This window comes from Kytococcus sedentarius, from assembly GCF_041937525.1.
GTDB lineage: Bacteria > Actinomycetota > Actinomycetes > Actinomycetales > Dermatophilaceae > Kytococcus > Kytococcus sedentarius_A.
In genome coordinates this window covers 1,081,756-1,106,584 of record NZ_CP169391.1, presented here as the reverse complement: position 1 = coordinate 1,106,584, position 24,829 = coordinate 1,081,756, and the positions used below count along the sequence as shown (strand labels likewise).

The window sequence follows — 24,829 nt, the reverse complement described above, 5'->3', positions numbered from 1 at the left end:
CCGGAGAGGAGAGCCATGACCAGCCCAGTTCCCGCCGAGCACGCGCCCCAGGGCGTGTTGCGCCCCACCGAGCGTCCTGCCGAGCGCCCTGCCGACACGTGCTTCTCCAGTGGCCCCACCACCAAGTTCACCGGCTGGTCCCTGCAGGACCTGTCCGGGGCGGTCGTCGGGCGGTCCCACCGCAGCGCCGAGGCGGTCGCCCGCATCCGCGAGGTGCTGGACCTGAGCCGGGAGGTGCTCGGCATCCCGGAGGACCACCGGGTGGCCATCGTCCCCGCGAGCGACACCGGCGCGGTGGAGATGGCCCTGTGGAACCTGGTGGGCCCCCGCCCGGTGGAGGTCCTGGCCTGGGACTCCTTCGGTGCCGACTGGGTGACCGACCTGCGCGACCAGCTGCCGGTGGAGGCCCGCGCACACGTGGCCGAGCACGGCCACCTGCCGGACCTGGGCGAGGTGGACTTCTCGCACGACGTGGTGCTCACCTGGAACGGCACCACGGCCGGGGTGCGGCTGCCCGGGCCCGAGGTCATCCCGGCCGAGCACGAGGGCCTGGTGATCTGCGACGCCACCTCGGCCGTCTTCGCGATGGACCTGCCCTGGGACCGCCTCGACGTGGTGACCTGGTCCTGGCAGAAGGTGCTCGGCGGTGAGGCGGCGCACGGCATGCTGGTGCTCTCCCCGCGGGCCGTGGAGCGCCTGCGCGAGCACGTCCCGCCGTGGCCGGTGCCCAAGGCGCTGCGGCTGGCCAGCGGGGGAGTGGTCAACGAGGGGCTGTTCGCCGGCTCGGTGCTGAACACCCCCTCGATGCTGGCCGTGGAGGATGCGGTCGTCGCCATGCGCCGGGCCCGTGAGATCGGCCTGCCCGAGCTGATGGCCCGCAGCGAGCGCTCCGCCGGGCTGGTCTACGCCTTCGCCGAGGAGCGCGACTGGGTGGAGCCCCTGCCTGTCGACCCCGCCACCCGGTCCACCACCTCGGTCTGCCTGCGGTGGACACACCCGGAGGTGGCAGGTGACGCCGAGTTCGCCGCCGCCGTGGTCGCCCGCCTGGCCGATGAGGGGGTGGCCCTCGACGTGCAGGCCTACCGGACCGCACCGCCCGGACTGCGCATCTGGTGCGGCGCGACCGTCGAGACGCAGGACGTGGCGGCCCTTCTGCCGTGGGTCGAGTGGGCCTTCCACACCGAGCTCGCGGCGCGCAGCGGCGCCGGCGTCACCCCATCGGACACACCCACCCGCGACCTCCCCACCGACGTCCCCGCCGACACCCCCAGCGACCAGGAGAAGACCCCATGAGCGAGCGTCCTTCCGAGACCGACCCGACGACGCCCGCGCCGCGGGTGCTCGTCTCCGACTCCCTGTCCCCGGCGGCCCTGGCCGTGTTGGAGCGGCGGGGGGTGCAGGCCGACCTGCGTCCCGAGCTGGGCCGCGACCCCGAGGCCCTGGCCGCCGCGCTGCCGGGGTACGACGCCCTGGCCGTGCGCTCCACCACGCGGGTCACCGCCGAGCTGCTCGAGCACGCGCCGCGGCTCAAGGCGGTGGGGCGTGCCGGCATCGGGGTCGACACGATCGACCTGGAGGAGTGCACGCGCCGTGGGGTCCTCGTGATGAACACCCCCTACGGCAACGCGGTCACCACGGCCGAGCACACGCTGGCCATGATGCTGGCCGCGGCCCGCCACATCCCGGCCGCGTCCGCCTCCACGCACGCCGGGGGCTGGGAGCGGTCGGCCTTCATGGGCACCGAGCTGCACGGCAAGACACTCGGTGTGGTGGGTGCCGGCAACGTGGGGGCGTTGGTGATCGAGCGCGCCCACGGCCTGGGCATGCGCGTGCTGGCCCACGACCCGTACCTGACGGACGAGCGGGCAGACCAGCTGGGCGTGGAGTCGGTCGCGCTGGAGGACCTGCTGGAGCGCAGCGAGGTCATCACCCTGCACGTCCCGCTGACCGATGCCACCCGCGGCATGCTGGACGCCGCGGCGCTGGCGCGCACCCGCCCCGGGGTGATCATCGTCAACTGTGCCCGCGGGCCGCTGGTCGACGAGCAGGCGCTGGCCGATGCGGTGCGCTCCGGCCACGTCTCGGCCGCGGCGGTGGACGTGTACCACCAGGAACCGCCCACCGACTCACCCCTGCTGGGCCTGGAGCGCGTCGTGTGCACCCCACACCTCGGGGCGTCCACGGCCGAGGCCCAGGAGAAGGTCGCCGTGCAGCTCGCCGAGCAGCTGGCGGACCTGCTGCTGGACGGGGTGGTCTCCCATGCCCTGAACGCCCCCTCGGTCTCGGCCGAGGAGGCCGCCGGCCTGGGCCCGTGGGTGCGGCTTGCGGACGACCTGGGGGCGTTCCTGGGTCAGGCCACCCCGCACCCCGTCGACCGGGTCACGGTGCAGCTGGGTGGTACGGCCCGGGAGCTCAACGCCCGTGCCGTGACCGCGGCCGCGTTGGCCGGGGTGCTGCGGGCAAGGAGTCCGGAGACCACGCTCGTCTCCGCGCCGGTGAAGGCTGCCGAGCAGGGGGTGGAGGTGGTGGACGCCAGCACGGCAGCCAGCGGCCCCTTCCAGGGTGAGGTGTCGGTCTCCCTGTCCACCGCCACCGGGGAGCAGCTGGTGCGCGGCACGGTCTTCGAGGACGGCCGTCCGCGCATGGTGGAGGTCGATGGTGTGCTGCTGGACGCCGTCCTCGCTGAGCACATGCTGTTCACCCGCCACTCCGACCAGCCCGGGGTGATCGGTCGGCTCGGCACGCTGGCCGCATCGGCCGGGGTGAACATCGCCAGCTTCGCGCTGGGGCGCACCGAACCGGGTGGCGATGCGGTGGCGCTGCTGGAGCTCGACGAGCCCGTCACCGCCGATGCGGTGGAGACCCTGCGCGACTCCGGCCTGTTCCGGGAGGTGGTGGCCCTGCGCCTGGCAGGCCACTGACCCCAGCCCTGCCTCCAATCCGCCCCACCATCCCCGCCCCCAATCCGCGCGGGACCTACTTGACCGTGCTGTGACGCGGTGGAGTGAGTCTGGCGCGATGGGGGTGGCGCCGGCGCGGGTGAGTTCCGCACCGGTGCTGGTGTCGCGCGGGCCTTACTTGACCGTGTTGTAGCGCGGTGGAGTAACCACAGCGCGGGGTGCGCTGGTCCCCCTTCCGCGGGGGACTCACGTGACCGCGTCGTAGCGCGGTGGAGTGAGTCTGGCGCGATGGCGCGATAGCGCGGTGGAGTGAGTCTGGCGCGATGGCGCGATGGCGCGATGGCCCCGCGGCGGGGCTCAGCTGGTGGCGGCCGCCACGGCCAGGGCCAACGCGCCCTGGAAACGCGTCTCCCGCTCCTGCGCGCTCATGTCCTTGGAGCCGTCGATGAGGTGGTCGCTCACCGTGAGCACCGCCAGCGCCTGCCGCCCGAACTCGTTCGCCACGCCGTACAGCGCCGCGGCCTCCATCTCCACACCCAGCGTGCCGTGGGCGCGCAGCCCGTCGATCATGCCCGGCACGGTCCAGTAGAAGTGGTCCTTGCTCACGATGGGGCCGGCCAGCACGGTGCCCTCGCTCACCTGGTCACGGGCGGCCCAGGCGGCGGCGGCCAGCTCGAAGCTCGCGGTGGCGGAGAAGTTGATGCCCGGCACCCGGTGCTGGTTCATCATCGAGTCCGTGTGCGCGCCGGTGCCGATGATGACGTCACCCACCTGCACGCCCTCGGCGATGCCGCCACAGGTGCCCACGCGGATGATGCGCTGCACGCCGTACTCGCGGAACAGCTCGGTGGCGTAGATCGTGGCGCTGGGCTGGCCCATGCCCGAGCCCATCACGCTCAGCGGGTGGCTGGTGCCGTCCACCTCCACGGTGCCGGTGAAGCCGAGCATGCCGCGCACGTCAGTCACCAGGTGAGCGTCCGGCATCAGCATCTGCGCGATGCGCTCGGCGCGCTTGGGGTCGCCGGGCATGAGCACGGCGGGGGCGAAGTCGTCGGGTCCGGCAGCGATGTGGGGAGTCGGCATGGCCCGATTGTGTCAGCCCGTAGAATCAGCCGGGTGTTCAACAGCCTCTCCGACCGCCTGACCCTCACCTTCGGCAACCTGAAGCGCAAGGGCAAGCTCACCGAGTCCGACGTCAACGCGACCGTCCGCGACATCCGGCTCGCCCTGCTCGATGCCGACGTGGCGCTGCCTGTCGTCAAGCAGTTCACCCGCGTGGTGCGCGAGCGTGCGACCGGCGCCGAGGTCTCCCAGGCCCTGAACCCTGCGCAGCAGGTCGTGAAGATCGTCAACGAGGAGCTTGTCGACATCCTCGGTGGCGAGACGCGCACCATCCGCTTCGCCAAGCGCCCGCCGACGGTGATCATGCTCGCCGGTCTGCAGGGTGCGGGAAAGACCACGTTGGCCGGGAAGCTCGGTTACTGGCTCAAGCAGCAGGGGCACACCCCGCTGCTGGTGGCCTGTGACCTGCAGCGACCGAACGCCGTGAACCAGCTCCAGGTGGTGGGGGAGCGCGCCGGGGTGCCGGTCTACGCCCCGGAGAAGGGCAACGTCTTCGGCCACGACGCCGCGCTGGACACCGGTGAGGGCACCCGTTCGTTCGGCGACCCGGTGGAGGTGGCCCGCCGTGGTGTGGCCCAGGGGCAGGCCCGTCAGCACGACGTGGTCATCATCGATACCGCCGGTCGTCTGGCGGTGGACGAGAACCTCATGCAGCAGGCTGCTGACATCCGCGCCGCGGTGAACCCAGAGGAGGTGCTGTTCGTCATCGACGCGATGATCGGACAGGCCGCCATCGACACCGCCATGGCCTTCGACGAGGGCGTCAACTTCACCGGTGTGGTCCTCTCCAAGCTCGATGGTGACGCCCGGGGTGGTGCCGCCCTGTCGGTGTCCTCCGTGACCGGCAAGCCCGTCATGTTCGCCTCCACCGGTGAGCAGGTGAAGGACTTCGAGGTCTTCCACCCCGACCGGATGGCCAGCCGCATCCTCGACATGGGTGACGTGCTCACCCTCATCGAGCAGGCCGAGCAGGCCTTCGACCGCTCCCAGGCCGCGGAGATGTCGCGGAAGTTCATGTCCGACGAGGACTTCACCTTCCACGACTTCCTGGAGCAGATGTCGGCCATCAAGAAGATGGGCAACCTCAAGCAGCTCCTGGGCATGATGCCGGGGATGGGGCAGATGCGTGCCCAGATCGAGTCCCTGGACGAGAAGGAGTTCGACCGCGTCGAGGCCATGGTGCGCTCCATGACGCCGTTCGAGCGGACCCACCCCAAGCAGATCAACGGCTCGCGCCGGGCCCGCATCGCCAAGGGTTCGGGTGTCAGCGTCTCCGAGGTGAACCAGCTGCTGGAGCGCTTCGGTGCCGCCCAGAAGATGATGAAGCAGATGAAGAAGGGCGGCGGCATGCCCGGGATGCCCGGGGGAATGCCCGGCATGCCGGGCATGGGTGGCCCCGGTGGCGGGGGAGGTGCCAAGGGCAAGAAGGGCAAGAACCAGCGATCCAAGGCCAAGTCCGGCAACCCCGCAAAGCGTGCCCAGCAGGAGGCGGCCGAGGCGCGGAAGGCCGAGGAGGCGCAGCAGCGTCGCCTGGACGAGATGTTCGGCGGCGGTGAGGAGCCGGAGAAGCCGCAGAAGAAGTCCGCCTTCGGTGGGCTGGACGCGCTCGCCGGCGGCCACGGCGGCGGCTCCCAGGCCGGCGGCCATGGCGCGAGCGGCGGCGGCCACCCGGGCGCCCGGAACACCCCTGCCAAGGACACCGAGGAGGGCCTCGGCGACCTGCAGCTGCCCAAGGGCTTCGAGAAGTTCCTCGGCGGCGGGGGCCACGGCAAGGGCTGACCCGGGGCCCGCCCCCCGGCGACCCCCCGTTCCTGCACCTGCAGGGGCGGGGGTTCGTGGTGGATGGGGGGGGTTGACGGGGTGCTCCTCGGCGGGGGAGGGTCATCTCCCGGGGCCAGATCGCGCCGGCGCCCACGGACGTCACGCGGTTCTCCGGGCACGACGACGCCGAGAGAAACGCGAGGTACCTGTCATGGACACCGCACCCTTCGAGCAGCACGAGTCGGAGATCCGCGGTTACTGCCGCGCCTACCCCACGGTCTTCGCCTCTGCCTCCAACGCCCACCAGGTGGCTGAGGACGGCACCCGGTACATCGACTTCTTCGGCGGGGCCGGGGTGCTCAACTTCGGGCACAACAACCCCCGCATGAAGCAGGCCATGATCGAGTTCCTCCAGGCCGATGGGGTGGCGCACTCGCTGGACACCTACACCACCACCAAGCGGGACTTCATCGAGCGCTTCCACGAGGTGGTGCTCGCCCCGCGCGGCATGGACCACCGCATGCAGTTCATGGGTCCCACCGGATCCAACGCCGTGGAGGCCGCGCTCAAGCTCGCCCGCCGCGCCACGGGTCGCCGTGAGGTGGTGGCCTTCAGCCACGGCTTCCACGGCATGACCCTGGGTTCGCTGGCGGCCACCGCCAACCACGCCTTCCGCCAGTGGGCGGGGGTGCCGTTGACCGATGTGGTGCGCCTCCCCTTCGAGACGGCGCCCGGTGGGGACACTGCGCTGGCCGACTACCGCGCGGCGCTGGCCGACGTCTCGAGCGGTCTCACGCCGCCGGCGGCCTTCCTGGTGGAGCCCATCCAGGCCGAAGGTGGTGTGAACGTCGCCACGGCCGAGTGGCTGCACGAGGTGCAGGAGCTCGCCCGCGAGGTGGGTGCCCTGTTCATCATCGACGACATCCAGGCCGGCATCGGCCGCACGGGCAGCTACTTCTCGTTCGACGGGATGGGGCTGGACCCGGACATCATCACCCTGGCGAAGGGCCTGGGCGGGTTCGGCACCCCCATCGCCATGAACCTCAACAAGCCCGAGGTGGACGACCACTGGGCACCCGGCGCCCACACCGGCACCTTCCGCGGCCAGGGTCTGTCCTTCACCGCCGGCCGGGTGGCGCTGGACTACTTCACCGACGACACACTGATGGACCAGGTGAAGGCCCGCGGCGCCGTGATGGCCGAACGGCTCCGATCCATCGCCGCGGCGCACCCGGACAAGGACTGGGAGGTGCGGGGCAAGGGCATGATGCAGGCTCTGGACACCCGGGACGGTGCGTTCGCAAAGGCCGTCCAGACCGCCTGCTTCGAGCGCGGTCTGCTCATCGGCCCGTGCGGCACCGAGGGGCGCGTCATCAAGCTCATCCCGCCGCTGACCATCGAGGACGAGGTCCTCGCCGAGGGTCTGGACCTGCTGGAGCAGGCCGTCGAGGCCGTGGCAGGGGGTCGATGATGCGCCGTCGTGACGACATGACCTTCCCGCCCGAGGAGTACGAGCGCCGTCTGGCCCAGGTGCGCCAGGGCATGGCCGAGCGCGAGCTGGACGTCGCGGTCATCTCCGCCCCGGACAACATCATGTACCTGACGGACTACCAGACCACCGGGTACTCCTTCTTCCAGGCGCTGGTGGTGCCGCTGGAGTCCGAGCCGGTCATGGTGACCCGCAAGCTGGAGGAGTCCAACGTCATCCACCGCACCTGGGTGGAGGTCACCCGGCCCTACCCGGACACCGGTGACGCCATCAAGACCCTGGTGGACGTGCTCGTGGAGATCGGCCCGCCCGGCGCCCGGGTCGGTTTCGAGCGCAACAGCTACTACTTCCCGGCCTACCAGCAGGACCGCCTGATGGAGGCCTGGGAGCACGACCTGGTGGACTGCTACGGCATGGTCGAGGAGAGCCGCGTCACCAAGTCGCCGGTGGAGATCGAGGTCATGCGCCGGGCCGCGGTCGCCGGTCAGGCGGGCATGGCCGCGGGGCTGCAGGCGGCGGTCCCGGGCGCCACGGAGAACGACGTGGCCGCCGCGGTGAGCCACGCCATGTTCAGCGCCGGTGGTGAGTTCCCCGCGGTGATGCCGTACATCGCCTCGGGTCCGCGCTCGATGATCGGCCACTCCACCTGGGAGGGGCGCACCATCCAGCCCGGGGAGCACGTCTTCCTGGAGGTGGGTGGCTGCTACCGCCGCTACCACGCCGCGATGATGCGCACCGCGGTGACCGGCGAGCTCACCGACGCGCTCCACTCCGCCCAGGAGACCATGAAGAACGCCCTGGCGGAGGTGCGCGCGCTGATGAAGCCGGGGGTGCCCGTGGGCCATGTGGACCGGCTGGTCCGGGAGCTGATCGAGGCCAACGACGTGGGCGCCCAGCTGGTGACCCGCGCGGGCTACTCCATCGGCATCTCGTTCCCGCCCAGCTGGGACGAGGGCTACTTCCTCTCGGTGATGGAGCGCGAGGAGCGGCCGCTGGAGGAGGGGATGACCTTCCACATCATCCCGTGGATGTGGGGCGTCGGCGGCACCCAGACCGTCGGCATCTCCGACACCATCGCCGTCACCGCAGACGGGTGCGAGTCCTTGTTCACGCTGCCGGAGGACTTCACCGTCCACCCGGCCTGACCCGGTCTCCACCGACCCATCGGCACGCCCCTGAGAGGAGCGACGCATGAGCACCCTGCAGGCCATCGATCCGACCACCGGACGCCTCACCACCGAGGTCCCCGCCGCCAGTCCTGATGAGGTGAGCGCCCTCCTCGCGCGCGCCGAGGAGGCCTACCCCGCCTGGCGGGAACGCACCTTTGCCGAGCGGGCCGAGGTGCTGCGCGCCGTGGCCCGTGTGCTGCGTGAGCGCTCCGAGGAGCTGGCGCCGCTGATGACCCGCGAGATGGGCAAGCCCCTCAGCGAGGCCCGCGGTGAGGTGGAGAAGGCGGCGTGGTGCGCCGAGCACTACGCCCAGCACGCCGATCAGTACCTGGCTGACGAGCACATCGCCTCGGACGCCACGGAGTCCTGGGTGCAGTACCTGCCGCTGGGCCCGGTGCTCGGGATCCTGCCCTGGAACGCCCCCTTCTGGCTGGCGCTGCGCTTCTCGGCCCCGGCCCTGATGGCGGGCAACACCGCGGTGATGAAGCACGACCCGCACGTGCCGGCCTGCGCGGCAGCGCTGGAGGAGGTCTTCCGCGCCGCCGGTGCGCCCGAGGGCGTGTTCCAGGCGTTGCAGACCACCACCGAGAACGTCGAGGCCGCCATCCGTGACCCCCGCATCCGCGCGGTCTCCTTCACGGGCTCCGACCGGGCCGGGGCCACCGTCGCGGCCGTGGCGGCCAGCGAGATCAAGCCTGCCGTGCTGGAGCTCGGTGGGTCGGACCCGTTCGTCGTCCTGGCCGATGCGGACCTTGAGAAGGCGGCGGAGGTGGCGGCCCTGTCGCGCATCATCAACGCCGGCCAGTCCTGCATCGCGGCCAAGCGGATCATCGTGGAGCGTGCGGTGCACGACGAGTTCGTGACCCTGCTCACCGAGCAGCTGGCAGCCCTGGTGGTGGGTGATCCCTCCCAGGAGTCCACGCAGGTGGGCCCCATCGCCCGGGAGGACCTCCGCGAGAACCTGCACCGACAGGTCCGCGCCAGCATCGATGCGGGCGCCACCTGCGTGCTGGGCGGGGAGCTGCCGCAGGGCGACGGGTTCTTCTACCCGGTCACCCTGCTGACGGACGTGGACGACTCGATGACGGTGTGCACCGAGGAGACCTTCGGTCCGGTCGCCGCGGTGGTCGCCGTCGACGACGCCGAGGCCGCGATCGCCCTGGCCAACGACACCCCCTATGGGCTGGGCGCGGCGCTCTGGACCGAGACCGGGCGCGGCACGGCGATGGCCCGCCGCATCGAGGCCGGCCAGGTGAGCGTCAACGGCATCGTCAAGACCGACCCTCGCCTGCCCTCGGGAGGCATCAAGCGCTCCGGTTACGGGCGTGAGCTGGGCCCGCACGGCATCAAGGAGTTCGTGAACGCGCAGCAGGTGTGGGTGGGCCCGTCCACCGCGTGACCTCGCACCACGGGCCCGTGACGGCCTCCGCCCCCATCGGGCGGGGGCCGTCTACGGTGGTGGCATGAGCACCGCACAGCAGCCGGTCTGGCACCTCACGGGCCAGGTCATCACCGGGCCCGAGGAGGTCCGCTCCGAGGCGTGGGTGGTGGACGGCCGCCTCACCTTCGAGGCCCCGCCGGCCTCTCTGGCCACCGAGCGCCTGGAGGGCTATGTGCTGCCGGGCCTGGTGGACGCGCACTGCCACGTGGGTCTGGAGGCCGAGGGGGGAGTGCCCCCCGAGCGCGCGGAGGAGCACGCCGTCTCCGAGCGGGAGGCCGGTGCGCTGCTGCTGCGCGACGCGGGGTCCCCGGTGGACACCTCCTGGATGCAGGAGCGGGAGGACCTGCCGCGGCTCATCCGGGCGGGTCGCCACATCGCCCGCCCCAAGCGCTACATCCGGAACTTCGCCCACGAGATCGAGCCCGACCAGCTGGTGGAGTACGTGCGCCGTGAGGCCCGCGCCGGCGACGGCTGGGTGAAGCTGGTGGGCGACTGGATCGACCGCGATGCGGGGGACCTGCGCCCGCTGTGGCCGGTGGACGTGCTCACCGAGGCCATCGCCGCCGCCCACGAGGAGGGCGCCCGGGTGACCGCGCACTGCTTCGACGAGCAGTCCCTGTTCGACTTCGCCGCCGCCGGCACCGACTGCATCGAGCACGCGACCGGTCTGACGCCGGAGTCGGTGGAGATCTTCGCCGCGCAGGACATCGCCATCGTGCCCACGCTCATCAACATCGAGAACTTCCCGGCCTTCGCCGCGGCGGGCGAGGCCAAGTTCCCCGCCTACGCCGCGCACATGCGCGACATGTTCGAGCGACGCTTCGAGACGGTCGCCCTGGCGCGCGAGGCGGGCGTGCGCATCTACGCCGGCACCGATGCGGGAGGTCAGCTCCCGCACGGCCTCATCGCCCGCGAGGTCGAGGCCCTGATGTCGGTGGGGATGAGCGCCACCGAGGCCATCGGTGCAGCCACCTGGGAGGCCCGGGAGTGGCTGGGGCACGAGGGGCTCGTGGAGGGCGCGAGCGCCGACGTGGTGGTCTACGCCGACGACCCGCGGCAGGACGTGCGGGTGCTGGCGGACCCGCGCCACGTGCTCCTGCGCGGCGCGCGCCACGGTGGCTGAGGCCCCGCAGCTGCCCTCCCACACCCCGGCCCACCAGCTGGTGCGGAGGGCCGACGGCCTGGTGGCCAGCACGCTGGTGCCCGGCGACGAGGAGGAGTACGCCACGGCCGTGCGGCTGTCGGCCGAGCGCATCTCGCGCTTCAACCCGGTGGACCCCGGCGACTTCCGCGCGCGCCTGGCTGCCCAGTCGGAGTCCCAGCGCACGGTGCTGGTGCGCCTGCAGGACCCCGCGGCGGCCGCCGCCGACCTCACCCAGCAGGGCCGATGGGGTGAGGCTCGCCCCGGGTGCGCCCCGGACGGCTCCCCGCTGCACCCGGTGGTGGCGCGGGTGAACGTGAACAACATCGTGCGGGGGCGTTTCCAGAGCGCGGCCCTGGGGTACGACGCGCTGGATCCCTGGGCGGGCACCGGGTGGTTCACCCGGGCGCTGCGCCTGGTGGTCGACCTGGCCCTCCTCCCAGTGGCCCCGGACCCGGGGGCTGACGGTGGTCCCACCGGCGGGTTCGGCCTGCACCGGGTGGAGGCGAACGTGCAGCCGCACAACGGAGCCAGCCTGGCGGTGCTGGAGAAGGTGGGCTTCCGGCGGGAGGGGTACGTCGAGCGGATGCTGTTCGTGCCCGGGCCGGACGGTTGCGAGCAGTGGTGCGACCACGTGCTCCACGGCCTCACCCGGGAGGAGTGGGGCCGCGGCTGACCCCCGATTCGGAGCCCGCACGGTCGTCTGGCATCATTGGCCGGTACTCGCTGTGCGCCGGACCCTCTCACCGACGCATCGCAAGTCCCGGGCGTCGGGCGTCACCGTGACCCCACCGGATGACCCCCGGATCCCACCCGATACGAAACAGGAGTTCCACTCACGTGGCAGTCAAGATCCGACTGAAGCGCATGGGCAAGATCCGTGCACCGTTCTACCGCGTCGTCGTCATGGACTCGCGCCAGAAGCGCGATGGCCGCGCCATCGAGGAGATCGGTCTGTACCACCCGACCGAGGAGCCCTCGCGCATCGAGATCAACTCCGAGCGCGCGCAGTACTGGCTCGGCGTCGGTGCGCAGCCGACCGAGCAGGTCGCCGCCCTGCTGAAGATCACCGGTGACTGGGCGACCTTCAAGGGCGAGGCCGGTTCCTCCTCCGTGAAGACCGCCGAGGCCAAGCCGTCCAAGCAGGAGCTCTTCGAGCAGGCCCTGAAGGACGCGGAGAACGCGCCGGCCGAGGCGCCGACCGCCAAGAAGAAGAAGTCCAAGGCGGACGAGGCGGCCGAGCAGGCCGAGCCCACCACCGAGACCACCGCGGACAAGGCCGACGAGGCCCCGAAGGCCGCTGAGGCCGAGTCCGAGGCCGCCGCCGAGGACGCCAAGGCCGAGGCCGCCGAGAACACCCCCTCCACCCAGGAGGGCTGAGGCCGGTGCTGACCGAGGCGCTCGACCACCTGGTCCGCGGCATCGTCGACCACGACGAGGACGTCCACGTGTCGTCCGTCGAGGGCCGGCGTGGCGAGACCCTCCAGGTGCGGGTGCATCCCGCCGACCTGGGGCGAGTGATCGGTCGCAGCGGTCGGACCGCGCGTGCCCTGCGCACGGTGGTCCAGGCGCTCGCGGGGGACGGCCGCCAGGTGCGGGTCGACATCGTCGACACCGACCGTTCCTGAGCGCCCCCGCACACCCCAGCACGACGTGAACGTGGCCCGGTACCGGATCGGTACCGGGCCACGCGCGTGAGGTCGACCCACCATCCAGGAGCCCTGAGGAACCCATGGCCCAGCACAGCAACCGCGAGCGCGGCACGATCCCCGAGGGGATGGTGCGGCTGGCCCGCATCGGCAAGCCCCATGCGCTGAAGGGTGAGGTGACCGTGCAGCTGCACACCGACGAGCCCGAGGTCCGCTTCGCGGTGGGCACGGCGGTGCAGACGGTGCCCGCCGAGGAGGGTCCGCTGACCGTGGCCAGTCGGCGGGTGCACCAGGGCATCACGCTGCTGGGCTTCGAGCAGGTCACCGACCGCAGTGGCGCCGAGGCCCTGCGCGGGGTGGTGCTGGTGGCCCCGGTGGACACCGACGACGACCCCGAGGGCTTCTACCCCGAGGACCTGCGAGGACTGCAGGTCGTGGACGGCCAGGGGGAGCCGCTGGGCACGGTCAAGGACCTGCACCTGCGGCCTGCCCAGGACCTGCTGGAGCTCACCACCACCGCCGGGCACGACGTGCTGGTGCCCTTCGTGGAGGAGCTCGTGCCGCAGGTCGACCTCGATGCCGGGCGCGTCACCGTGACCGCCCCGGCCGGACTGCTGGAGCCGCTGGACTGATGCCTGCCACCTCGTCCGGGCCCCTGCGCCCCCGCCCCGCCCTGCGGATCGACGTCATCTCGATCTTCCCGGAGTACCTGGCCCCGCTGGAGCTCTCCCTCATCGGGAAGGCGCAGCGCGACGGGCTGCTGGAGGTCCGCACCCACGACCTGCGCGACTTCACGCACGACCGCCACCGCACCGTGGACGGCACCCCGTACGGCGGCGGTGCCGGCATGGTGATGCGCCCCGAGCCCTGGGGCGAGGCGTTGGACCACGTGCTCGCCAGCGCGCCGGACCGCACGCCCACGCTGGTGGTGCCCGGCCCCGGGGGTGACCGCTTCACCCAGTCCACGGCCCGGGAGCTCGCCGAGCGGGATTGGCTGGTCTTCGCCTGTGGTCGCTACGAGGGCATCGACGAGCGCGTGGTGGTCGAATACGCCCAGCGGCTGGAGCTGCGCATCCTGTCGCTCGGCGACTACGTGCTCAATGGCGGGGAGGTGGCCGTGCTGGCCATGACCGAGGCCGTGGCGCGGCTGCTGCCCGGGGTCATCGGCAATGCGGAGTCCCTGGTGGAGGAGTCCCACGAGGACGGCCTGCTGGAGTACCCCGTCTACACCAAGCCCGCCAGCTGGCGGGGGCACGAGGTGCCCCCGGTCCTGCTCTCGGGGAACCATCGCCGCATCGCCGAGTGGCGCCACGACCAGCGCGTCGAGCGGACACGGGCGCGACGGCCTGACATGCTCGCCTGACCCACACACTCGACGAACCCGCGGGGGGAGAGCTGTCCCTGCCCGGGTGAGGACCCCATGGATGCCCTGAACAGTTTCCTCGCCGACGCAGGGGAGGCCATCTGGCTCCCCATGATCCCGATCGTGCTGATCGCCGGCCTCGTCTTCACGGTGATGACGCGCGCCGTGCAGGTCACGATGCTCCCGGAGATGTTCCGGACCCTGTTGGACCCGCCGCTGAAGGACGCGCAGGGCGAGGACCGCAGTGTCTCCACCCTGGCGGCCTTCTCCATCTCGGCGGCGGGCCGCATCGGCACCGCCAACATCGCGGGTGTCTCCACCGCCGTCGCCATGGGTGGCGCAGGTGCCGTCTTCTGGATGTGGGTCATCGCCCTGGTCGGCGGGGCCACAGCCTTCGTGGAGTCGACCGTCGCCCAGCTCTACAAGGTGCGTGACGGCGACTCCTACCGCGGTGGTGGTGCGGTGGTCTACGAGAAGGCGCTGCGCTCCCGCATCGGGGGCGTCATCTTCGCCGTGATGGTGCTGATCTGCGCGGGAATCTCGTTCAACATGCTGCAGGCGAACACCATCACGGTCGCCGTCGTGCAGGCCACGGGTGACGAGATCACCTGGGTCAAGTGGCTCACGGCCTTCGTGGTCACCGCGCTGACCGCCGCGGTGGTCCTCGGTGGCGTGCGCCGCATCGGCCGGGTCGCCGAGGCCCTGGTGCCGTTCATGGCTGCGGCGTACGTGCTGCTGGGCCTGGCGATCGTGGTGGCCAACGTCGAGCAGATCCCGGAGGTCTTCATGCAGATCTTCGGCCAGGCGCTGGGCTTCCGCGAGATCACCGCCGGCGCCTTCGGCACCATGGTGATGCAGGGCGTGCGGCGCGCCATGTTCTCCAACGAGGCGGGCATGGGCCTCTCCGGCCACGCCGCCGCATCGGCCTCCATCTCGCACCCGGTCAAGCAGGGGTTCGCACAGACTCTCGGCGTCTACCTCGACACGCTCGTGGTCTGCACCATCACCGCCTTCATCGTGCTGTCGGCCAACCCGAACCTCGGTGGTGCGGAGGCTGGTGTGGAGCTCGCCAACCAGAGCATCGTGAACGCCGTCGGCTCGTGGGGCGGCATCGCCCTGGCGGTGATGCTGTTCACCCTGGCCTTCACCTCGGTGCTCGCCGACTACTTCTACGGTGAGTCGAACATCCACTACCTCACCCGCAACACCACCGTGCACACCGTGTTCAAGGTGGTGTTCGTGTGCCTCACCTTCGCCGGCTGCATCATCGAGCCCACCACCCTGTGGGCCCTGGCGGACGTGCTCTTCCCGCTGCTGGCCCTGCTGACCATCGGTTCGCTGCTGGTGCTCGTGCCCAAGGCCTCCTGGCTGCTCAAGGACTACCGCGCCCAGCGGCGCGAGGGGAAGGCGCCGGCCTTCACCTCCGACCGGATGCCGAGCAGCTGGAAGGGCGTCACGGCCTGGGAGCCGGAGGACGCGATGGACCACGCCGATGCGGTGGAGTACCGCCGTCAGCACGGATTGGCCCCGGCGCGCGAGTCTGTGGCAGACTGACGCGCTGTCGATCAGCCCGGGAGGCCCCTGCCGCAGGGGGGTGAAGCTCCGGGCAGCATGGTCGGCCGCACCCCTTCTGACGATCCACGGCCCGCCGTGGTGACCAGTGAGCGTGACCTGCGCGCACGCCACGGAAAGCGACACGCACATGCACAAGCTCGACTTCGTCGACGCAGCCAGCCTCCGCGACGATGTCCCGGACTTCCGCGCCGGTGACACCATCAACGTCCACGTGAAGGTCATCGAGGGCAACCGCACTCGTACCCAGGTCTTCAAGGGCATCGTGATCCGCCGCCACGGCCACGGCGTGGGCGAGACCTACACCGTGCGCAAGGTGAGCTTCGGCATCGGCGTCGAGCGCACCTTCCCGGTGCACTCCCCGGTGGTGGAGAAGGTCGAGGTGCTCACCCGCGGTGACGTCCGTCGCGCCAAGCTGTACTACCTGCGCGACCTGCGCGGCAAGGCTGCCCGCATCCGCGAGAAGCGCGACAACACCGACGCGAAGGCCTGACACCTCCGGCCCCCCGGGCCGTCGGACCATGCGTCAACGCACCCTGCCCGAGCCGTCCTCGTCCTCGCGACGAGGGCGGCTCGCGCGTGTCCCGGCCCGGTCCCGAAAGCGGCCGGCCGGCCTGCGCAGCCTGCGCCGCATCGGGTGGATTCTGCTGGCCTGCGCCCTCGCGCTGGCCATCGCCCTGGCCGCCACCGTGCGCACCTACCGGGTCCACGGGCCGTCCATGGAGCCGACCCACGCCGAGGGAGACCTGGTGGTCGCCACGCTGGTCGGCGGCCTGGCGGGTCCCACCGACGGTGCCGTGGAGGTGGGCGACGTCGTGGTGGTGGACGCCACCGCCGCCTGGGGGGACACCGGCCCCGAGGGCCAGACCGTCCGCGTGGTGAAGCGCGTGGTGGCCGGGCCGGGGGACCACATCGCGTGCTGCACCGACGGCGCCATGACCCGCAACGGCGATCCCGTTCCTGCCCGGGGCCCGGGTGGGGAGGGACTCGACCAGCGCTTCGAGGAGCGGCTGGGTGAGGACGAGTGGTGGGTCGTCGGGGACAATGCGGCAGAATCGAACGACTCGCGCACCCACCTCTCCGCTCCCGGCGGGGGTGTGGTGCGCTCCGACGAGGTGGTGGCCCGCGTACGGTGGGCCCCGTGACCCAGGAGAACCAGCCGATGTCGCCTGATCCCCACGAGGACGGCTCCGCAGCCCCCCGCACGCAGGGGGCAGGTGGGGGAGCCAGCTCCCTCGCCGCCCAGGACACCCCGGGCGAGAAGGGGGACGAGCCGAAGAAGCGGGGCGGGTGGTGGAGCGCCCTCAAGGAGACGGTCGTGGTGGCCGCCCTCGCACTCTTCTTCGCCTTCCTCATCAAGACCTTCCTGGTGCAGGCCTTCTTCATCCCCTCGGGATCCATGGAGAACACCCTCGAGGAGGGTGACCGGCTGCTGGTGAGCAAGCTGTCGCCGACACCCTTCGACATCGAGCGCGGCGACATCGTCGTCTTCCAGGACCCCGGCCAGTGGCTGGGGGAGTCCACGCACGAGAAGAGCGCGCTCTACCGGGCGGGCCAGTTCGTCGGTGTGCTGCCGGGCGACGGCGACGAGTACCTCATCAAGCGCGTCATCGGCATGCCCGGCGACCACGTCGAGTGCTGCGACGCCCAGGGGCGGGTCTCCGTCAACGGCACCGCCGTCGACGAGCCCTATGTCTACCCGGGCAACCCGCCGAGCCTGGTGGAGTTCGACGAGGACGTGCCGGCGGACCACGTGTGGGTCATGGGCGACCACCGTTCCAACTCGGGGGACTCCCGCTTCAACGGCACCGTCCCCATGGACCGCGTCACCGGCAGCGCCTTCCTGGTGATCTGGCCGTTCCAGAACGCCGGCACGCTCTCCGGGTCCGACGCCTTCGACGCGGTGCCTGCCTCCCCGTGAGCCGGCGCACCCCGGGGCGTGCCGGCGGGGTGGTCGTCCCCACTCTGCGGACCGAGCGCGAGCTGCTGCGTGGCGGGGCCACCCTGGTGGCCGGCATGGACGAGGTGGGCCGGGGCGCCCTGGCGGGGCCGGTGAGCGTGGGTGTGGTGGTGGTCGACACCGCCGTCGGCACCGCCCCGATGGGGGTGCGCGACTCCAAGGACCTCACGCCCGCCCGCCGGGAGCAGCTCGTCCCGCGCCTGGCCCGATGGGGTGTGGCCCGCGGCGTGGGGCACGCCGGGCCCGAGGAGATCGACGCCCACGGCATCATGGCCGCCCTGCGACTCGCCGGGCGCCGCGCCCTGGCGGCCACGGGGGTGGAGGTGGACGTGGTGCTGCTGGACGGGAACCACGACTGGCTCACCGACCCGCTGCAGAGTGGGCTCTTCGCGGTGGGGGGTGTGAGCACGCCGCCGGTGGTCACCCGCACGAAGGCCGACCGCACGTGCTCCTCGGTGGCTGCTGCGAGCGTGCTGGCCAAGGTGGAACGCGACGGCATCATGGCCGAGCTGGCCGGGGCGCCGGGGTGCGTCGCCTACGGGTGGGAACGCAACAAGGGCTATGCGGCCTCCGACCACCGTGCGGCCCTGGGGAGCCTGGGCCCGAGCGTGCACCACCGCCGTTCCTGGCGGCTGGGGGTGCAGGATGGGGGGACCACCACCACGGTGTCCGAGCCGTGGGACGAGCGCCACCGGGAGGTGTCATGAGCGAGGAGGACCTGGACCGCTTCGAGACCGAGGCGGAGCTCGCGCTGTACAAGGAGTACCGCGACGTGGTGAACCTGTTCGCCTACGTCGTGGAGACCGACCGCCGCTTCTACCTGGCCAACGACGTGGACGTCCGGGTGATGGGGGAGCCGGGGGACACCTGGTTCGACGTGCACCTGACCGACGCCTGGGTGTGGGACATCTACCGCCCGGCGCGCTTCGTCTCCCGGGTGCGCGTGATGACCTACAAGGACGTGAACGTCGAGGAGCTGGCGAAGACCGATCTCGAGGTCCCGGAGTGACCTGCGCCTGAGCCGGCACCGGGTCTCGGGGTGAGCCGGGCTGAGCCCCGCCTGGGCCGAGCCCTCGAGCCCCGGGCGCTCACCCACAGGGGCGCCGCCAGACCCCCACGCGGCACGTGGCCGCTCGGTCACGGTGGGCGCATGACTCGTGAACGGACGACCCTGGGGCGGCGCGGGGAGGACATCGCCGCCCGGTGGTGGCAGGAGCGCGGTGCGCGTGTGCTCGACCGCAACTGGCGCCACCGCCTCGGAGAGATCGACCTGGTGGTGGCACTGGGCCCACGCCTCGTGGTGTGCGAGGTCAAGACGCGCTCCACGGTGGCCTTCGGCGCGCCCATCGAGATGGTGACCCTGGCCCAGCGTCGTCGTCTGCGTCGGTTGACGGCGGCCTGGTTGCAGGAGCACCCCGGCAGCTGGGCGGAGATCCGCATCGACGTGGTGGGGGTCCTGGCACCACGGCGGGGGCCGGCCACCGTGCAGCACGTCCCCGGGGCACTGTCGTGACCCTCGGGCGCACCTGGGCGGTGGGCCTCGTGGGCATCACGGGGCGGATGGTCCAGGTGGAGGCGGACGTGGGGGCGGGCCTGCCGACCTTCACGGTGGGAGGACTCCCGGACGCCGCGTGTGCCCAGGCGCCGGACCGCATCCGGGCCGCCACGGCCAACGCGGGTCTGCAGCTGCCCAGCCGCAAGGTGGTGGTGAACCTCTCCCCGGCGGACCTGCGCAAGCGCGGAACGGGCTACGACCTGGGCATCACCCTGGCCATCCTGGCGGCGGCGGGCAGCGTGCCTGCCGAACCGGTCTCGCGGGTCGCGCACATCGGGGAGCTCGGCCTGGACGGGGAGGTCCGGGCGGTTCCCGGTGTGCTGCCGGCCGTCATCGCGGCCCGCGCCGCGGGGGTGGCGCGGGTGGTGGTGCCGGCGGCGTCCTGGGCCATCGCGTCGCAGGTGCCCGGTATCGAGGTCGTGCCCGTCCAGCACCTGGCCGCCCTGGTGGACGACTACGTGACCCATGGCCGTCCGATGGGGTGCGAACCACCGGCGCTGGAGCCACCCGGTGCGGACGAGGCGCCCTGCCTCTCGGAGGTCCTCGGGCAGGAGGAGGCCAAGCGGGCCCTGGAGGTGGCTGCGGCCGGGTCACACCACCTGCTGCTGCACGGGGCGCCGGGCACGGGCAAGACCATGCTCGCGGCCCGCCTGCCGGGCATCCTGCCCCCGCTGGACGAGGACGAGGCGCTGGAGGTCGCGGCCATCGCCTCGGTGATGGAGGCCGAGCTGGTGGGCATCTCCCGGGTCCGGCCCTTCGTGGCGCCGCACCACGCCTCCACGGCCAGCGCCATCCTGGGCGGTGGTGGAGGTCGCCCCCGGCCGGGGGCCATCTCGCGGGCCACGCACGGTGTGCTCTTCCTTGATGAGGCACCGGAGCTGCGCCGCGACGTCCTGGAGGGACTGCGGCAGCCGCTCGAGGAGGGGCGGGTGGTGCTGCTGCGCTCGGAGGGCGCGGTGGAGCTCCCGGCCAGGTTCCAGCTGGTGCTGGCCGCCAACCCCTGTCCCTGCGGGCGGGGTGGGCGTCGAGCCCCCGGCTCGCCGGTGTGCGAGTGCACGCCCCAGGCGCGCCGCACCTATGGCAAGCGGCTGTCCGGCCCGGTGCGCGACCGCATCGACCTGCAGGTGGAGATGGATCCCGGCACCCCGTGGGGCGCCGGTGACGTCCAGCCCGAGGGCTCGGCCGCGGTGGCAGAGCGGGTGGCCGCTGCCCGGCAGCGGCAGGCGGAGCGATGGCGTGGGTGCGCCTGGTCCCTCAACGCCCACGTTCCCGGGGCGGTCCTGCGCCGGGGCCCTCACGCGGTGGGCGAGGAGGCGCTGGGCCGGCTCCGCAGCCAGCACGCGGCGGGTGTGCTGAGCACCCGGGCCGTCGACCGCATCCTGCGCGTCGCCCGGACGCTGGCAGACCTGGCCGACAGCCACGAGGTGTCGACCGAGCACGTGTCGCGGGCCCTGTGTCTGCGCGGAGTGGAGGAAGCATGAGCACGTCAGCAGACACCCCGGCGACGTGGTCGCCCGAACGCCTGGCGCGGGCGGCCTGGAGCCGGCTGGCCGAACCGACCGACAAGGTGGCCAGCGGGCTGATCGCCGATCTGGGGCCGCAGGGGGCGTTGGACCGGATCGCGGAGGACCCCTCGGTCGGCGGTGGCCGGTTCGCCCCGCGGTGGTCCTCCTGGTGCCCGGCCACGGAGGAGGAACGGGCCCGGCGCCTGGGCATCCGGGTGGTGGTGCCCGGGGACGACGAGTGGCCCGAGGGTGCCGACCGGTTGGAGCACCCTCCGGTGTGCCTGTGGGTGCGGGGCCCGGTCAACCTCCGGGAGGCGCTGGCCTCATCGGTGGCGGTGGTGGGGGCGCGCTCGGCCACGGGGTACGGCATCTCGGTGGCGGGGGAATGGTCGCACGCCATGGCCGGACTGGGGGTCACCGTGGTCTCCGGCGGGGCCTTCGGCATCGATGCGGCGGCGCACCGGGGGGCGCTCGCCGCCGGGGGCACGACGGTGGCCTTCCTGGCCGGGGGCGTGGACCGCCTGTACCCGGCCAGCAACGCCGACCTGCTGACCGAGGTGGCCGGCACGGGGGCCGTGGTGAGCGAGTCGGCGCCGGGCTGCGCGCCGCACCGGGGGCGCTTCCTCACCCGCAACCGGCTCATCGCGGCCTTCTCCACGGGCACGCTCGTGGTGGAGGCGGGTATGCGCTCGGGCTCGTTGTCCACGGCCCGTTGGGCCGACCTGTGCTCCCGCCCGGTGGCGGCCGTCCCCGGACCGGTCACCTCCGACCGCTCGATCGGCACCCACCAGATCGTGCGTGATGGCGTGGCCACCCTGGTCACCACCCCTGAGGAGGCGGTGGAGGACCTCTCCCCGGTGGGCTCCCACCTCGCACCCCAGCGGCAGGGCGCCAGCACGGCCCGCGACGCGGTGGAGCCGGACCTGCGGTGGTGCTGGGACGTCCTGGGTCCACGGCCCAGCACGGCGACCGTCGTGGCCCGCGCCGGCGGACGCTCCCTGGGGGAGGCCGAGCTCGCGCTGGGGATGCTGGGCCTCGCCGGGCAGGCCGAGCGCACCGGGGCCGGGTGGGTGCGCTCTCGGTGACGGGCCCCGTCGTGTGGTGGACTCGCCCCCATGGGTCTGCTGCGGGAGGTCGAGCGCTTCGCTGACCGCCTGCGCCTGGAGCGCGGGAGGTCGGTGCACACCGTGCGTGCCTACACCGCCGACCTGACGGCGCTCGCCGAGCACCTGGAGCAGGCGGGGACCCGGCAGTGGCGCGAGGTCACCCTGAGCGACCTGCGCGCCTTCGCGGCCCGGCGGGCTGCGGCCGGCCTTGCCCGCTCGACCCTCGCGCGGGGCACCGCCTCCCAGCGCACCTTCTTCGGCTGGATGGTGGCCACGGGGCACCTGAAGCGCGATCCCTCCGCACGTCTGGTGTCACCGCGTGTGGAGAAGCGGCTTCCGGCGGTGCTGCGGGCCGAGCAGGCGGCCCAGGTGGTCGAGCTGGGGGAGGCCGGGCGGGAGCGGCAGGACGGGGAGGGCGCCACGGCGGAACCCGCCGACGACCCGGTGTCCCGCGCCGCCGTGCTGCGGGACCGGGCGATGCTCGAGCTGCTCTACGCCACCGGCATCCGGGTGGGGGAGCTCGTCGGGCTGGACCGGCCTGCGCTGGACCTGTCACAGCGCACGGTGCGCGTCTGGGGAAAGGGCAGCAAGGAACGGGTCGCTCCCTTCGGGGTGCCGGCCACCGAGGCCCTGCAGGCCTGGCTGGACCGGGGGCGACCGGTGCTGGAGACCGCGCGCAGCGCCGACGCCGCCTTCCTGGGCGTGCGGGGCGGGCGCATTGACCCCCGGGAGGTGCGCCGTGTGGTCCACCGCGCCGCCCAGCGCGTGGAGGGAGCCGCCGACGTCGGCCCCCACGGGCTGCGGCACTCGGCTGCGACCCACATGGTCGATGCGGGAGCCGACATCCGCTCGGTGCAGGAGCTGCTGGGCCACGCGAGCCTCGCCACCACACAGGTCTACACCCACGTCTCCGTGGAGCGGCTGCGGGAGGCCTTCCACCGGGCGCACCCCCGGGCCTGAGGAGCACCTGTCAGCGGCGGCGGCGCTCGTCTCGCGGCTTGAGCTCCGGGGCGAAGTCCGGCAGCAGGGTCGGGTCGACATAGCGGCGTGCGGACACCTTGGCACCCCAGTGCAGGCAGGCCGGGAGACAGTGCCCCGGGGCCAGCAGACCCACGGGCACACCCGCGATCACCGGGGTGCCCAGGGGCAGCCGCCCGGTCAGCGGGAGGTAGGTGGTGCGCAGTCGTGGGGTGTGGGTCACCGAGAGCGAGCCCACAGAGTTGATGGTGCCGCTCCAGGAGACGACACCCGGCCCGGCCGCGAAGACCGGCTGCCCGGGGACGCCCTCCAGGTCCACCCCGCGGTGTCCACGGCCCCAGGTCTCCTTCGGGGGGTTGAAGGCCCTGCGGATCGTCACCGGCCAGACGGGCCACTTGTAGTCCAGCGGGTTCAACGCGTTGGAGGTGGGGCGCAGGGGCGGGGTCGGCCCGGTCGCGAGGGGCTGCGCAGCGCCGGTTCCCGGGATCTGGCCCAGCGCAGTGGCCAGCGCCCACGTGTGGGGCGCGTGGCGGGTGACCGACTCCAGCTGCACCGTGTGCTGCCAGGGCAGCCAGACGGTCGGGGGCAGCTGCGCCGCCGCAGAGGGTGTGGAGCCCGTGGGCCATGTGGGGACCGTGGAACCCTCGGGCTGTGCGGAATCGGCCTGCGGGGACGGGTCCGTCCCGACGGCTCCGGTCGGGTCGCCGACGAGCAGGAGGGAGGCGGCCACCACTCCGGCGCCGAGGCGGCGCAGGCGGACGAGGGCTCGGGTCCCGGTGGACTTCTGGATGGGTGCCATGGGCCGACGGTGGCCCAGCACCCCCGGGCCGTGGGGTCGGGGAGCCGTGGGGCTGTGGACAGGTCGATGGCGCTGCCGGGCTGGTCACAGCGCACCCGGCTGCCGGCACGCGTCATCGTGGGCTAGACTTGACCGCACGTGTGAACTGTCCTGCGTGAACACCCCGATGGAATCCCCAGTGGAACCCCCAGCGGAACCCCACGGGTGGGATCGGAGGAGGCCTCACACGAATTCGCGCCCGGACCACTGACCGTGCGCCCCGTGGTCCCCACACCGCCCGCCGGGCAGGAGGGGTGGGGTGCGCCGTCCGGGCCAGGAGACAACCGCACCCCATCAGAAAGCGAGACCTCGGCATGGCCGTCGTCACCATGCGCCAGCTCCTCGAGAGCGGCGTCCACTTCGGACACCAGACCCGTCGCTGGAACCCCAAGATGAAGCGCTTCATCATGACCGAGCGCAACGGCATCTACATCATCGACCTCCAGCAGTCGCTGACCTACCTGAACGAGGCCCACGAGTTCGTCAAGCAGACCGTGGCCCACGGTGGCTCGGTCCTGTTCGTCGGCACCAAGAAGCAGGCCCAGGAGACCATCGCCGAGCAGGCGACCCGCGTGGGGATGCCCTACGTGAACCACCGCTGGCTGGGCGGCATGCTCACCAACTTCCAGACCGTGCACAAGCGCCTGGAGCGCCTCAAGGAGCTGGAGACCATCGACTTCGACGACGTGGCCAACTCCGGCCGCACGAAGAAGGAGCTGCTGGTCCTGAAGCGCGAGCTGGACAAGCTCGACCGCACCCTGGGTGGCATCCGCGACATGTCCCGCACCCCCTCCGCCGTGTGGGTCGTGGACACCAAGAAGGAGCACCTGGCCGTCACCGAGGCCCGCAAGCTCCGCATCCCGGTCATCGCCATCCTGGACACCAACTGCGACCCCGACGAGGTCGACTACGCGGTCCCGGGCAACGACGACGCCATCCGCTCGGTGTCGCTGCTGACGCGCATCATCGCCGACGCCGCTGCCGAGGGCCTGATGGCCCGCTCCGGTGGCGGCAACGCCGCCGCCGAGGAGCCCATGGCCGAGTGGGAGCGCGAGCTGCTGGCCGGTCAGGCCCAGGAGTCCTCCGCCGCCGAGGCCGCCGCTGCCCCCGAGGGCACCGTCGAGGCCGGTGCGCCGGCCGAGCAGGCCGACACCCCGGACGCCTCCACCGAGGGCGCCACCGGCACCCCGGCCGCCGAGGGCGAGTCCACCGACTCGGCCCAGGCCTGAGCCACCCCACCTGACCGCTGACCCACCGATCTCCAGAGGAGAAACCAGGTT

Annotated in this window: 25 protein-coding genes; 23 read left to right on the top strand and 2 right to left on the bottom strand. The window is 72.4% G+C overall.

What is annotated here, in order from left to right:
- Positions 1-15 precede the first annotated feature (15 nt).
- Together ACEY2A_RS05125 and serA are read left to right on the top strand one after the other, a co-directional pair.
- Complete coding sequence (locus ACEY2A_RS05125) at positions 16-1,293, top strand: phosphoserine transaminase (protein WP_374929790.1); 1,278 nt, start codon at positions 16-18, stop codon at positions 1,291-1,293.
- Positions 1,290-2,921 carry a phosphoglycerate dehydrogenase gene (gene serA, locus ACEY2A_RS05120; protein ID WP_374929789.1) on the top strand — a complete coding sequence of 544 codons (1,632 nt, stop codon included), beginning with the start codon at positions 1,290-1,292 and terminating at the stop codon, positions 2,919-2,921. The genes ACEY2A_RS05125 and serA overlap by 4 nt, the downstream gene beginning before the upstream one ends.
- 336 nt (positions 2,922-3,257) lie before the next feature.
- Here the strand turns inward: serA and ACEY2A_RS05115 are convergent, their stop codons facing one another.
- Positions 3,258-3,983, bottom strand: a complete 726-nt coding sequence (locus ACEY2A_RS05115) for a DeoD-type purine-nucleoside phosphorylase (RefSeq protein WP_374929788.1) — start codon at positions 3,981-3,983, stop codon at positions 3,258-3,260.
- Positions 3,984-4,016: 33 nt separating this feature from the next.
- On the opposite strand from ACEY2A_RS05115, the gene ffh reads away from it, so the two are divergent.
- The 20 genes from ffh (at position 4,017) to ACEY2A_RS05015 (ending at position 22,693) form a co-directional block, all read left to right on the top strand.
- Entirely contained in the window at positions 4,017-5,801 is a 1,785-nt protein-coding gene (gene ffh, locus ACEY2A_RS05110) for a signal recognition particle protein (RefSeq protein ID WP_374929787.1), read from the top strand.
- 193 nt (positions 5,802-5,994) lie between these two features.
- Positions 5,995-7,254 (top strand): aspartate aminotransferase family protein, encoded by a 1,260-nt coding sequence (locus ACEY2A_RS05105; RefSeq protein WP_374929786.1) that lies wholly within the window; start codon positions 5,995-5,997, stop codon positions 7,252-7,254.
- Positions 7,251-8,417, top strand: a complete 1,167-nt coding sequence (doeA, locus tag ACEY2A_RS05100) for an ectoine hydrolase (RefSeq protein ID WP_374929785.1) — start codon at positions 7,251-7,253, stop codon at positions 8,415-8,417. Before ACEY2A_RS05105 ends, doeA begins: the two co-directional genes overlap by 4 nt.
- Before the next feature lie 46 nt (positions 8,418-8,463).
- Positions 8,464-9,840, top strand: a complete 1,377-nt coding sequence (locus ACEY2A_RS05095; protein ID WP_374929784.1) for an NAD-dependent succinate-semialdehyde dehydrogenase — start codon at positions 8,464-8,466, stop codon at positions 9,838-9,840.
- 64 nt (positions 9,841-9,904) lie between these two features.
- Entirely contained in the window at positions 9,905-11,005 is a 1,101-nt protein-coding gene (locus ACEY2A_RS05090; RefSeq protein ID WP_374929783.1) for an amidohydrolase family protein, read from the top strand.
- Positions 10,998-11,699, top strand: coding sequence for a GNAT family N-acetyltransferase (locus ACEY2A_RS05085; protein ID WP_374929782.1), 702 nt, complete (start codon positions 10,998-11,000; stop codon positions 11,697-11,699). Before ACEY2A_RS05090 ends, ACEY2A_RS05085 begins: the two co-directional genes overlap by 8 nt.
- A 164-nt stretch (positions 11,700-11,863) precedes the next feature.
- Positions 11,864-12,403, top strand: coding sequence for a 30S ribosomal protein S16 (gene rpsP, locus ACEY2A_RS05080; protein WP_374929781.1), 540 nt, complete (start codon positions 11,864-11,866; stop codon positions 12,401-12,403).
- A gap of 5 nt (positions 12,404-12,408) precedes the next feature.
- Positions 12,409-12,651, top strand: a complete 243-nt coding sequence (locus ACEY2A_RS05075) for an RNA-binding protein (RefSeq protein ID WP_374929780.1) — start codon at positions 12,409-12,411, stop codon at positions 12,649-12,651.
- A 104-nt stretch (positions 12,652-12,755) separates the two neighbouring features.
- Positions 12,756-13,304: a ribosome maturation factor RimM gene (gene rimM / locus ACEY2A_RS05070; protein WP_374929779.1), complete on the top strand. Its 549-nt coding sequence runs from the start codon at positions 12,756-12,758 to the stop codon at positions 13,302-13,304.
- On the top strand, positions 13,304-14,035 hold the full coding sequence (trmD, locus tag ACEY2A_RS05065) for a tRNA (guanosine(37)-N1)-methyltransferase TrmD (RefSeq protein WP_374929778.1): 732 nt from the start codon (positions 13,304-13,306) through the stop codon (positions 14,033-14,035). The genes rimM and trmD overlap by 1 nt, the downstream gene beginning before the upstream one ends.
- A gap of 57 nt (positions 14,036-14,092) precedes the next feature.
- Positions 14,093-15,589 carry an alanine/glycine:cation symporter family protein gene (locus tag ACEY2A_RS05060; protein WP_374929777.1) on the top strand — a complete coding sequence of 499 codons (1,497 nt, stop codon included), beginning with the start codon at positions 14,093-14,095 and terminating at the stop codon, positions 15,587-15,589.
- A gap of 148 nt (positions 15,590-15,737) precedes the next feature.
- Entirely contained in the window at positions 15,738-16,100 is a 363-nt protein-coding gene (gene rplS / locus ACEY2A_RS05055; RefSeq protein ID WP_374929776.1) for a 50S ribosomal protein L19, read from the top strand.
- Positions 16,101-16,128: 28 nt separating this feature from the next.
- The gene (gene lepB, locus ACEY2A_RS05050; protein ID WP_374929775.1) at positions 16,129-16,752 is read left to right on the top strand and encodes a signal peptidase I; all 624 of its coding nucleotides are present in this window, start codon (positions 16,129-16,131) and stop codon (positions 16,750-16,752) included.
- A complete protein-coding gene (gene lepB / locus ACEY2A_RS05045; RefSeq protein WP_374929774.1) occupies positions 16,749-17,528 on the top strand; it encodes a signal peptidase I in 780 nt (259 codons plus the stop codon). Before lepB (ACEY2A_RS05050) ends, lepB (ACEY2A_RS05045) begins: the two co-directional genes overlap by 4 nt.
- A complete protein-coding gene (locus ACEY2A_RS05040) occupies positions 17,525-18,274 on the top strand; it encodes a ribonuclease HII (RefSeq protein WP_374929773.1) in 750 nt (249 codons plus the stop codon). The genes lepB (ACEY2A_RS05045) and ACEY2A_RS05040 overlap by 4 nt, the downstream gene beginning before the upstream one ends.
- Positions 18,271-18,576 (top strand): DUF2469 domain-containing protein, encoded by a 306-nt coding sequence (locus ACEY2A_RS05035; protein WP_374929772.1) that lies wholly within the window; start codon positions 18,271-18,273, stop codon positions 18,574-18,576. The genes ACEY2A_RS05040 and ACEY2A_RS05035 overlap by 4 nt, the downstream gene beginning before the upstream one ends.
- A 141-nt stretch (positions 18,577-18,717) precedes the next feature.
- Complete coding sequence (locus ACEY2A_RS05030) at positions 18,718-19,080, top strand: YraN family protein (protein ID WP_374929771.1); 363 nt, start codon at positions 18,718-18,720, stop codon at positions 19,078-19,080.
- Entirely contained in the window at positions 19,077-20,603 is a 1,527-nt protein-coding gene (locus ACEY2A_RS05025) for a YifB family Mg chelatase-like AAA ATPase (RefSeq protein WP_374929770.1), read from the top strand. The genes ACEY2A_RS05030 and ACEY2A_RS05025 overlap by 4 nt, the downstream gene beginning before the upstream one ends.
- Positions 20,600-21,712: a DNA-processing protein DprA gene (dprA, locus tag ACEY2A_RS05020; RefSeq protein ID WP_374929769.1), complete on the top strand. Its 1,113-nt coding sequence runs from the start codon at positions 20,600-20,602 to the stop codon at positions 21,710-21,712. The genes ACEY2A_RS05025 and dprA overlap by 4 nt, the downstream gene beginning before the upstream one ends.
- Positions 21,713-21,742: 30 nt before the next feature.
- Positions 21,743-22,693 carry a tyrosine recombinase XerC gene (locus ACEY2A_RS05015; protein ID WP_374929768.1) on the top strand — a complete coding sequence of 317 codons (951 nt, stop codon included), beginning with the start codon at positions 21,743-21,745 and terminating at the stop codon, positions 22,691-22,693.
- Between the two features lie 10 nt (positions 22,694-22,703).
- Here ACEY2A_RS05015 and ACEY2A_RS05010 read toward each other — a convergent pair whose 3' ends face one another.
- A complete protein-coding gene (locus tag ACEY2A_RS05010) occupies positions 22,704-23,510 on the bottom strand; it encodes a M23 family metallopeptidase (RefSeq protein ID WP_374929767.1) in 807 nt (268 codons plus the stop codon).
- A 353-nt stretch (positions 23,511-23,863) separates the two neighbouring features.
- Here ACEY2A_RS05010 and rpsB point away from each other — a divergent pair, with 353 nt between their 5' ends.
- Positions 23,864-24,778: a 30S ribosomal protein S2 gene (gene rpsB / locus ACEY2A_RS05005; protein ID WP_374929766.1), complete on the top strand. Its 915-nt coding sequence runs from the start codon at positions 23,864-23,866 to the stop codon at positions 24,776-24,778.
- Positions 24,779-24,829: the final 51 nt, after the last annotated feature.